Origin of the sequence: Streptomyces sp. NPDC058308 (genome assembly GCF_042880275.1) — a bacterium.
In the GTDB taxonomy this organism is placed as follows: Bacteria; Actinomycetota; Actinomycetes; order Streptomycetales; family Streptomycetaceae; genus Streptomyces.
On the sequence record NZ_JBHVZA010000001.1, the window covers coordinates 66,435 to 76,613 of the forward strand.

Here is a 10,179-nt window from a genome sequence, read left to right on the forward strand (position 1 = left end):
CAGGCCCCACCCTTCCTGGAGGTGCAATGCCCGACGAGGCCGCGCGCAAGCAGATGGCCGTCGACTACGCCGAGCGGATCAACGCCGGCGACATCGAGGGCGTCCTCGACCTGTTCACGGACGACATCGTCTTCGAGGACCCCGTGGGGCGGCCGCCGATGGTGGGCAAGGACGATCTGCGCAGACACCTCGAACTGGCCGTCTCCTGCGGTACGCACGAGGTGCCGGACCCGCCGGTGACGTCGATGGACGACCGTTTCGTGGTGACGCCGACCACGGTCACCGTGCAGCGGCCACGGCCCATGACCTTCCGCATCGTCGGCATCGTCGAACTCGACGAGAACGGCCTCGGCCGCCGGGTCCAGGCGTTCTGGGGAGTGACGGACGTGACCATGGACGAGCCCGTCGGCACCACGCACCCCGACGCCACCCCGCACCCCGAAGGGACCCGCGCGTGACCACCACCCGACCCGCACAAGCCGTCGTACTGGGCGCCAGCATGGCAGGCACCCTCGCGGCCCACGCCCTGGCCCGCCACGTGGACGCCGTCACCGTCGTCGAACGCGACGCGCTGCCCGGGGAGCCCCAGCACCGCAAGGGAGTGCCGCAGGGCCGCCACGCCCACCTGCTGTGGTCCAACGGTGCCCGGCTCATCGAGGAGATGCTGCCCGGCACCACCGACCGGCTCCTCGCGGCCGGCGCCCGCCGCCTCGGCTTCCCCGAGGACCTGGTGACGCTGACCGGGCAGGGCTGGCAGCACCGCTTCCCCGCCACGCAGTTCGCGCTGGTCGCCAGCCGTCCGCTGCTCGACCTGACCGTGCGCCGCCGGGCGCTCACGGCGGGCAACATCACCGTCCGGCAGCGCACCGAGGCCGTCGAGCTGACGGGTGGCGACCGCCGGGTCACCGGGGTCGTCGTCCGCGAGGTCGACGGCGGCCGGCAGGAGACCCTTGAGGCCGACCTGGTCATCGACGCCACCGGCCGCGGCTCCCGCCTCAAGCAGTGGCTCTCCTCGCTCGGCGTGCCCGCCCTCGAGGAGGACGTCGTCGACGCGGGCGTCGCCTACGCCACCCGGCTCTTCCAGGCCCCGCCCGGCGCGACCACCCGCTTCCCCGCGGTGAACATCGCCGCCGACGACCGGGTGCGCGAGCCCGGCCGTTTCGGCGTGGTCTATCCCATCGAGGGCGGCCGCTGGCTGGCGACGCTCTCCTGCACGCGGGGCGCCCAACTACCGAGTAGAGAGGACGAGTTCATACCGTTCGCCGAAGGCCTGAGCCATCCCGTCATCGCCGAGCTGCTGCGCGGCGCCGAGCCGCTGACCCCCGTCTACGGCTCCCGTTCCGGGGCGAACCGCCGCCTGTATCCGGAGCGTCTCGAGCAGTGGCCCGACGGCCTCCTCGTCGTCGGCGACTCGCTGACCGCGTTCAATCCGATCTACGGGCACGGCATGAGCTCGGCGGCGCGCTGTGCCGACACGATCGACCGCGAGTTCGAGCGGAGCCCGCATGACGGTGCCGGGTTCGCGCTCGCCCTGCAGAAGGCGATCGGCGCGGCGGTCGACGACCCGTGGATTCTGGCCGCGACCAAGGACATCGACTACGTCAACTGCCGGGTGTCCGCGACGGACCCGCGGCTCATCGGCGTGGATACCGAGCAGCGTCTGCGGTTCGCCGAAGCCATCACCGCGGCGTCGATCCGCTCACCGAAGGCGTCGGAGATCGTCACGGACGTGATGAGCCTGAACGCGCCCCAGAGCGAACTGGGCTCGAACCGCTTCCTGATGGCGATGCGCGCCGACGAGCGGCTTCCGGAGCTGGCCGCTCCGCCGTTCCATCCGCAGGAGCTGGATGTGGTGGGCCTGGACGCGGCGACGATCGCGCCGGCGGCCGTACGGTCCTGACCTCGACGTCGAGCCGGTCCGCTCCCCCGCTCCCCCGGTCAGCGGGCGGAACGGATGCGGATCGGGCCGCGGGCCGTCGCCGGGTCGACGGGGCGACCGGCCTGGGTGATCTCCACCTCGCCGGCCGTGACCAGGCGCCGGGCCGCGCGGCGGGCCGGTTCCATCAGCGCGCGCCAGCCGTCGTCATCGCCTTCGTACACCGCCCGCGCGGCATCCGAGGGACAGATCGTCGCGGTCGGACCGCGACGCTCCAACAGCTCCAGGATGGCTCGTTCCAAGCGACGGTCCATGTGCCGTGCGGTGTGCGTCACCGCGCCAGTCTGGCACCTCCGCCGGGCCCGGCGGCGCAAGGACGCCTACAGGGCCGCCTGCAAGTCGGGCCGCTTGACGTCGAGCTTGCGGTAGATCCGGGTCAGGTGCTGTTCCACGGTGCTGACCGTGACGCACAGCTTCCGGGAGATCTCGCGGTTGGTGAACCCGTCCGCGGCCAGCTGTGCCACCCGGCGTTCCGCGCCGGTCAATTCGGTGTCCGGATCGGGGCCGACGGGCAATTCTGTGGCCTCGGGGGCGGTGGTCACCGGGGTGGGCGCGCCGCCCCAGCGCCGGGCCAGGAGCTTCGCCTTGCGGGCCAGCAGCAGGGCGCGATCCGCCTCACCGCTCTCGCGTACGGCGACACTCTGGTCGGCGACGGCCCGCGCCAGCTCGAAGGGGTCCCCGCTCTCCCGGAGCACCGCCACGGCCTCGTCGAGGAGCTCGGTCCGTACGGCGGCGGGTGACGTGGCCGCCCGCAGCCGCAGGGTCATGCCCCGGGTGCGTCCGCCCTGCGGGGCGGGCAGCACGAGCTGCCCGTCGACCAGTTGGCGGGCCAGCAGCGTTTCACCGAGAGCCAGGTACGCCTCGGCCGCGCCCAGGCGCCACGCCTCCAGCGCGGGCAGGTCCACGCCCCAGCTGCTCATCCTCGTACCACAGGCGTAGAAGTCGCACAGCGCCGCGTAGTGGCAGCCGGTGGCGAGGTGGTAGCGGCCCCGTGCCGCCAGGTAGTGCAGTCCGGTGCGGGACTGGAAGACCGACTGCGGTACGGGCCTCTCCAGCAGGGCCGCCGCCCCGTCCACATCACCCAGGGCCGTCCTGGCCTGTACGGCGGCCGCCAGCGGAAGGCCGATCGCGGCGCCCCAGCCCTTGGGCCCGAGCAGGGCGAGCGCGGTCCCGGCGCGCCGCTCCGCCGCCGCGGGGTCGCCCTGCCGCAGGTGGATCAGGGCGCGCCACGCGTGGAACAGCGCCTGCCAGGTGGGGCTGTTGCACTCGGCCGCCTGGGCGAGGAGACCGTCGCACCAGGCGGCTGCGCGGTGCGGGCGGTCACGGTAGGTGAGGACGGCCAGGGCGGCGGTCTGGACCGCCACCGTGCGAGGGCCGAGCCGGTAGCGGTTCAGGGCGCGCTCGGCGGCGTCGACGGCGTCGTGCTCGCCGCCGTGCAGCAGTTCGTTCATGAGCGTGCCCGAGCCCTGCAGTTCGGGGGTGGACGCCGGCGGCGCGGAACGCTGTGAGGACAGGACGCCCGACCCCAGGCGCTCCTTGACGTGCCCGGGGTAGAGGTAGGCGCCCCAGAGCCACGGAGTGTCGAGGTCCGCGGCATTGACCGACGGCGCGCCGCCCGGGTTCGGGCCGGTGAGCGCGTCCATGGCGTCGAGGCCCTCTTCCACCCGGCCGTGCCAGAGGAGGTGGGTGGGCAGGGGTGGGGGTGGGGCGGTGGGGGGAGCGGTGACGGTGGGAGCGGGCAGGTGGCGGAGGACCTTCGCCGGGTCAAGGCGCCATTCCGCGTCGGCGAGCGCGCCCACGATCACGGCCGGCTGACCGGTGCTCCGGCACCGCTGGTGCGCGGCGCGCAGATAGCCCACACCCGTCTCCACCCGGTCCTCGTCCAGGGCGAGTTGGGCGGCCTCCTGGAAGACGAGGACCGCCCAGGGCGTGTCCGAGCGATCGGCGGCGGCCACGAGGTGCGCGGCGATCTCGGTGGCCGGGGCGCCCTCCTCGTGGAGGAGTCCGGCCACTCGCCCGTGCAGCGCGGCGCGTTCTTCGGGCGGCATGCCGTCCAGGACCGCCCCGGCGAAGGCGGGGTGGCACAGACGTCCGTCGTGCAGCACGTCCGCGGCGGTCAGCAGGCGCACGGCGCGGGCGACGGACACGGGATCGACATCGGCGTTGGCGTCGGCATCGAGGAGCCGTTCGACCAGGGCCGGGCGGGCGGCGTACTCCCCCAAGGCCGCGACGGCGCGTGCCACCAGGGTGACCGGAGCCTCGTGCCGGTACAGGAAGCCGAGCACCGCGCGTCCGTACGCTTCTCCGGCGTCGCCCGCCGTGCGGTGGTCGTCGGCCAGCGCCCGGACGAGGTGCGGGCGGCCGGCGCTCATGGCGTGGACGGCGGGCGTGAGGTCCTGGGCCGTCCGCTCGTCCAGGTACCGGGCGAGCAAGGCCTCCACCCCGGCCTTCGACAGGGGCTCCAGGCGTATCCGCCGCAACGCCGGTTCGTGCGGGAGCTCGCTCCCGAGCAGGGCGTTCGCCGCCTTCTGCTGGACGTCCTCGGTGAACACCAGGTGCAGCCGCGCCGACCGCAGCCGACGGACCACGTACAGCAGGCACTGCAACGAGGCCGCGTCGGCGTGGTGCGCGTCGTCGACGGCCACCACGACGGGACGCTCGTCGAGCAGGCCCCGCAGCATTGCGTGGAGCGCGCGGAGGACGGGGGCGGGAGGTGCCGGGGATGCGGCGGGTACCGGGAGTGCGGGGGGCACCGGCCTGCTGTCCGTCCCCCTACGGGCGCCCGTAGGGGGGCCCGTATCGGTGTCGGCGATCCACGCCAGCACGCCTTCGGCCTGCGCGGCAGGCACACCGGGGCTGTCCAGGATCTGTTCAAGAACGCCCAGCGGCAGGTCGCGCTCGGCGCGGCAGGCGGTGGCGGTCAGCACCAGGGCGTCGGCGCCGATGCGGTCCGTCCAGGCCCGCAGCAGCGCGGTCTTTCCGGTGCCCACCGCGCCACTGAGTACCACCAGGCTCCCCCGGGTGTCCGGGGTCCCGTCGAACGCGTCCTGCAGGGCCGCCAGTTCCCCGGCCCGTTCCACCAGGCTCACCGCGTGCCCCACTCGCGGTCGATCAGCGCGAACATGTCGTCGGCGCTCGCCGCCGCCAGGTCCTCGACCTCGTCCTGGGTCTCCTCCTCGTCCGGACCGGCCGCCCCGGCGGCGTCGGGCTGCTTCCACAGCAGGGACTGCAGGCGCCGGACCAGGCCCTTGCGGCGCGGATCGTCCACCGCGAGTCCGGCGAGGGCGGCCTCCAGGTCGTCCAGGTGGGCGGCGACCGGCAGCTCTCCCGCGCCGCCGTCGGGCAGGGCCCTCTCCAACAAGTGTTCCGCGAGGGCGCGGGGCGTCGGATAGTCGTAGACCATGGTGGCGGGTAGCCGGAGCCCGGTGGCGGCACGCAGCCGGTTGCGCAGCTCCACGACGACGAGTGAGTCGAAGCCGAGGTCCTTGAACGCCCTTTCCGCTTCCACCTCCTGGCCCGGCTCGTACCGCAGGACTGCGGCCACCTGCTTGCGTACGACATCCAGGAGCACACCGGCCCGCTCGCGCACGGGCAGGGCGGCCAGTTCACGGCGCAGCGCCGCCGCGTTCTCCGACGATCCCTCGGCGGTGTCCGACGCGGCGTCGAGGACGCGTACGGCCGCGGGGACCCCGTCGAGCAGCCGGGCGGGGCGGGCCAGGGTGAACAGCGGCGCGAACCGTTCCCACTCGATGTCGGCGACCAACGTGTGTCCCTTGCCGCCGTCGAGCACCGAGTGCAGGGCATCGAGCGCCAACTTCGGTTCCAGCGGCGGCAATCCTTGCCGCCGGGACAGTCCGGCGGCGCTGCGCGCCGGCTCCCCGTCGTCCGGCAGGTCCCAGATACCCCAGCCCACGGAGACCGTCCTGGGGCCCTCGGCGCCGGGCTGCTGCGCCTGCGCGAGCGCGTCGAGGTAGGCGTTGGCCGCGGCGTACGCGCCGTGCTCCCTGCTGCCGAGGGTCGCCGCCACGGAGGAGAAGTACAGGACGGTGTCGACCGTGTCCGCCGTCCCTGCCTGCGTCGGTTGCGGTGGCGGGCTCGTCAGGCGGCCCAGCTGCACGGCGGCGGAGGCCGCCTCGCCGAGCTCCTCGGGTGTGACCTCCGTCAGGGGCGCGAGTCGGCCGGGCAACGAGGTGTGGATGACGGTCCGTATCGGTGTCGGTACCCGTACTGACACGTCGTCACCGGCCAGCTGGGCGAGCGTCTGTGCCACTGCTTCGCGACCGTCACCCGGGCCGCGGTCGAGGATCGTCAACGCGGTCCCGTACTGGGCTGCTTCGGCCGCGAGTTCGCCGTCCCGTCGGCTGTCTTCGGTGCCTGTGTCCAGGAGTACGACATGTTCGGCGCCGGACGCGGCGAGCCACCGTACGACCTGGTCCGCCAGATGGCCGACGCCGCCCGTGACCAGGACGGTACCGTGCGGTCGCCAGTCGCCCGCGGGCTCGTCACCGGTGGCCGCATCGGGCACCAGACGGCGGCCGAGGGCCCCGCCGCGCCGCAGTGCGACCTGGTCCTCACCGCCGTCGCCCCGCAGCACCGCGTACAGCGCACCCCCGTCGAGCGCGTCCGGGTCGGCGGGCAGGTCCACCAGGCCACCCCACAGCTCCGGGTGCTCCAGGGCCGCGACCCGGCCGAGCCCCCACACCGGGGCCTGCGCCGGGGCGACGACCGGGTCGCCGTCGCCGCACGAGACGGCGCCGCGGGTCGCACACCACAGGGGCGCCGCCAGGCCCGCGTCCAGCAGGCCCTGGACCAGCGTCAGGGTGTCCGACAGGCCGCGCGTCGGGGCTTCGCCGTTGCGGCCGGGTGCCTCCGGCCCCTCGTCGAGGGCCAGCAGGGACAGCACTCCGGCGAGCGGCGCGTCGTCCGGGAGGCCGGACTGCCGTGCCCGGAGCAGGTCCGCCAGCTCGGCCCGCCCGGCGCCCGGGCCGACCTCCATGAGGGCGACATGGGCACCGGCCTCCTCCAGCGCCCGGACACACGCTTGCGGCCAGGATCCGGCTCCCTCAGCACCCTCCCTCGCTCCGGCCTGGGCTCCGGGTTCGGTCGTGGGGGCCACGATCAGCCAGGTACCGGTGCCCGACGCGTCCGTGGCAGGGGGCGTCGCGACTGACCCGAGGTCGGCGCGCTGCCAGTCGACGCGGTACCGCCATCCGTCGACGACCGACCGCTCACGCCGTTCGCGCCGCCACGCCGACAGCGCCGGGAACACCGTCTTCAGAGCCGACCTGTGTACGTCGTCCTTGAGGCGCAGCGTGTCGCAGAGCGCCTGGACGTCCGCCCCTTCAACGGCAGCCCAGAACCCGGCCGCCTCCTCGTCCGCCTGGGGCACGGCCGTCGGCGCCGTGACGTCCGCCAGCCAGAAGCGCCGCCCCTGAAAGGGGTAGGTGGGCAGGTCCACGGTGCGGGGCGCGGGGTCGGCCGGGTAGTACACCGACCAGTCCACCGCGATCCCCGCCGTGTGCAGGCGGCCCATGGCCTGCGCGAAGGCGACGTCGTCCGGCTGGGCGGAGTGGAGGGAGGCGGTGACGACCGGCTCGGGGGCGTCGCCCTCGGTGTCAGCGTCACCGTCGGCGTCGAGGGTGTGCTGGGCGGCGGTGACCAGTACGGGACGTGGGCCGATTTCGATGAATGCCCGTGCAGTCGGCGCCACTTGGGCGATGGCGGGCTGGAACAGTACGGGCTGGCGCACGTGCCGAACCCAGTACTCCGGGCTCGCGATCTCCTCACCGGCACGCTCACCCGAAACGTTACTGATCAACGCAATCGACGGCCGCCGGAACTCCACCCCACCCAACGCCTCACCGAACTCCGCCAGCATCGGCTCCATCAACACCGAATGAAACGCATGACTCACCGCGAGCACCTTGGTCTTGCGACCCCGCTCCCGCCAAACAGCGGCGACCCGCTCCACCTCGTCGACTGGACCCGAAATCACCGTGGAATCCGGGGTATTGACCGCCGCCACACTCACCACAGACCCCGCCAACCCCGGGAACAGCTCCTCGGGCGTGGCCTGCACCGCACACATCCCACCCCCCTCAGGCAACCCACCCATCAACCGAGCCCGAGCCCCCACCACCCGGCACGCATCCTCCAGCGAAAACACCCCCGCCACATACGCAGCCGCAATCTCCCCCACCGAATGCCCCACCACCACATCCGGCCGCACACCAACCGACTCCCACAACCTCGCCAGACCCACCTGCAACGCAAACAACCCCGCCTGCGCCCACATCGTGTGATCCAACCGCTCCTTGGGGCCGTGGAACACCATCTCCCGCAACTCACCGGGCCCCACCCCCAACGACCCCTCCAACAAGCCGCACACCTCATCGAACGCCTCCGCAAACACCGGAAACCGCCCATACAACCCCGCACCCATACCCACCACCTGACTGCCCTGACCACTGAACAGCCAGACCACCTCACCACCGGCACGCATGGGCGAGGAGGGCGGTCCGACCAGCGCCGAATGCGGCTCCCCCGCCGCCAACGCTTCCAGAGCCGCCATCGTCTCGGCCCGCTCCGCAGCCACCACTACGGCCCGCCGCTCGTGCAGCGCACGGTTCCTCAGCAGCGACCAGCCGACCTCGACGGGTTCGCCCAACTCGTCGTCGTACGCGACACGTTCGGCAAGTGCCCCGGCTTGGGCCCGCAGCGCCTCATGGCCGCGCGCGGAGACCACCCACGGCACGGCGCACGGCACCGCACTCGGCACCGCGCTCGGCTCCTGGCGGGTGGCGGAGGGGCCGGAGTCCGAGGGGGCCGGGGCCTGTTCCAGGATCAGGTGGGCGTTGGTGCCGCTGATGCCGAAGGAGGAGACGCCTGCCCGGCGCGGGCGGTCGCTCCGGGGCCACGGTACGGGGTCGGTGAGCAGGCGCACTCCCCCGTCCCCCCAGTCCACGTGCGGCGTGGGCCGGTCGATGTGCAGGGAGGCCGGCAGCTCGCCGTGGCGCATCGCCATGACCATCTTGATGACGCCGGCCACGCCCGCGGCGGCCTGCGTGTGACCGATGTTCGACTTCACGGAACCGAGCCACAACGGCCGGTCGGACGGCCGTTCCTTCCCGTACGTCGCGAGGAGCGCGTTGCCCTCGATCGGGTCGCCGAGCGTGGTTCCGGTGCCGTGCGCCTCCACGGCGTCGACGGCGTCCGGGGTGACGCGGGCGTTGGCCAGGGCCTGGCGGATCACGCGTTCCTGGGCCACGTCGTTGGGGGCGGTCAGGCCGTTGCTCGCCCCGTCCTGATTGACGGCTGAACCCCGTACGACGCCGAGCACTTGATGTCCGTTGCGGCGTGCGTCGGAGAGGCGTTCCAGGAGGATCAGGCCGACGCCCTCGGAGAATCCGGTGCCGTCGGCGGCCTCGGCGAACGGTTTGCACCGGCCGTCCGGGGCCAGGCCGCGCTGCCGGGAGAACTCCACGAAGGCGGTGGGCGTGGACAGTACGGTCACGCCGCCCGCGAGGGCCAGGCTGCAGTCGCCCTGCCGCAGGGCCTGGCAGGCCAGATGGATCGCCACGAGCGAGGCCGAACACGCCGTGTCGAGCGTCACCGCCGGGCCTTCCAGGCCGAAGGTGTAGGCGACGCGTCCGGAGATGACGCTGGACAGGGTGCCCGTGGTGGCATACCCCTCGACCTCCGGTGGCACCCGTCCGCCGGACATGTGGTCCTGGCTCGACACACCCGCGTACACACCTGTGAGCGTGCCCTTAAGCGTGGCCGGGTCGATGCCCGCCCGCTCGAACAGCTCCCAGGACACTTCGAGGAGCACCCGCTGCTGCGGGTCGGCGGCGAGCGCCTCGCGCGGGTTGACGCCGAAGAAGTCGGCGTCGAAGCGCGCCGCGTCCCGCAGGAACCCGGCCTCCCGCACGTAGGTCGTACCCGGGTGGTCGGGGTCGGGGTGGTAGAGACCTCCGAGGTCCCAGCCACGGTCGGCGGGGAACTCCTCGATGGCGTCGCCGCCCGAGGCGACCAGGTCCCACAGCTGTTCCGGTGACGTGACCCCGCCCGGGTACCGGCAGGCCATCGACACGATGGCCACCGGTTCCCGCTGCCGCTCCTCCATATCGCGCAAGCGCTGACGGGTCTGACCGAGATCCGCCGTCACTCGCTTCAGATAGTGGCGAAGCTTGTCCTCCGTACCCGGTGTGTCGTGCGTACCCGGCATGTCTTCTCCACTCCTG

General features: G+C 73.2%; 5 protein-coding genes. 2 read left to right on the forward strand and 3 right to left on the reverse strand.

What is annotated here, in order from left to right; translation table 11 throughout:
• The first annotated feature begins 26 nt into the window (after positions 1-26).
• On the forward strand, positions 27-458 hold the full coding sequence (locus ACFVYL_RS00220) for a nuclear transport factor 2 family protein (RefSeq protein WP_389712022.1): 432 nt from the start codon (positions 27-29) through the stop codon (positions 456-458).
• Positions 455-1,900, forward strand: coding sequence for an NAD(P)/FAD-dependent oxidoreductase (locus ACFVYL_RS00225; RefSeq protein ID WP_389712023.1), 1,446 nt, complete (start codon positions 455-457; stop codon positions 1,898-1,900). Before ACFVYL_RS00220 ends, ACFVYL_RS00225 begins: the two co-directional genes overlap by 4 nt.
• Before the next feature lie 38 nt (positions 1,901-1,938).
• On the opposite strand, the gene ACFVYL_RS00230 is transcribed toward ACFVYL_RS00225, so the two are convergent.
• From ACFVYL_RS00230 to ACFVYL_RS00240, 3 genes are all read right to left on the reverse strand, one after another.
• A complete protein-coding gene (locus ACFVYL_RS00230; RefSeq protein ID WP_389712424.1) occupies positions 1,939-2,190 on the reverse strand; it encodes a DUF3253 domain-containing protein in 252 nt (83 codons plus the stop codon).
• A 66-nt stretch (positions 2,191-2,256) separates the two neighbouring features.
• Entirely contained in the window at positions 2,257-5,025 is a 2,769-nt protein-coding gene (locus ACFVYL_RS00235) for an AAA family ATPase (RefSeq protein WP_389712024.1), read from the reverse strand.
• Positions 5,022-10,163: a type I polyketide synthase gene (locus ACFVYL_RS00240; RefSeq protein ID WP_389712025.1), complete on the reverse strand. Its 5,142-nt coding sequence runs from the start codon at positions 10,161-10,163 to the stop codon at positions 5,022-5,024. The genes ACFVYL_RS00235 and ACFVYL_RS00240 overlap by 4 nt, the downstream gene beginning before the upstream one ends.
• Between the last annotated feature and the right edge of the window lie 16 nt (positions 10,164-10,179).

What these genes read in the sequence shown, in the direction of transcription:
- ACFVYL_RS00240 (WP_389712025.1), bottom strand. Translation starts at nt 10,163, where the DNA reads ATGCCGGGTACGCACGACACACCGGGTACGGAGGACAAGCTTCGCCAC.
- ACFVYL_RS00230 (WP_389712424.1), bottom strand. Translation starts at nt 2,190, where the DNA reads ATGGACCGTCGCTTGGAACGAGCCATCCTGGAGCTGTTGGAGCGTCGC.
- ACFVYL_RS00220 (WP_389712022.1), top strand. Translation starts at nt 27, where the DNA reads ATGCCCGACGAGGCCGCGCGCAAGCAGATGGCCGTCGACTACGCCGAG.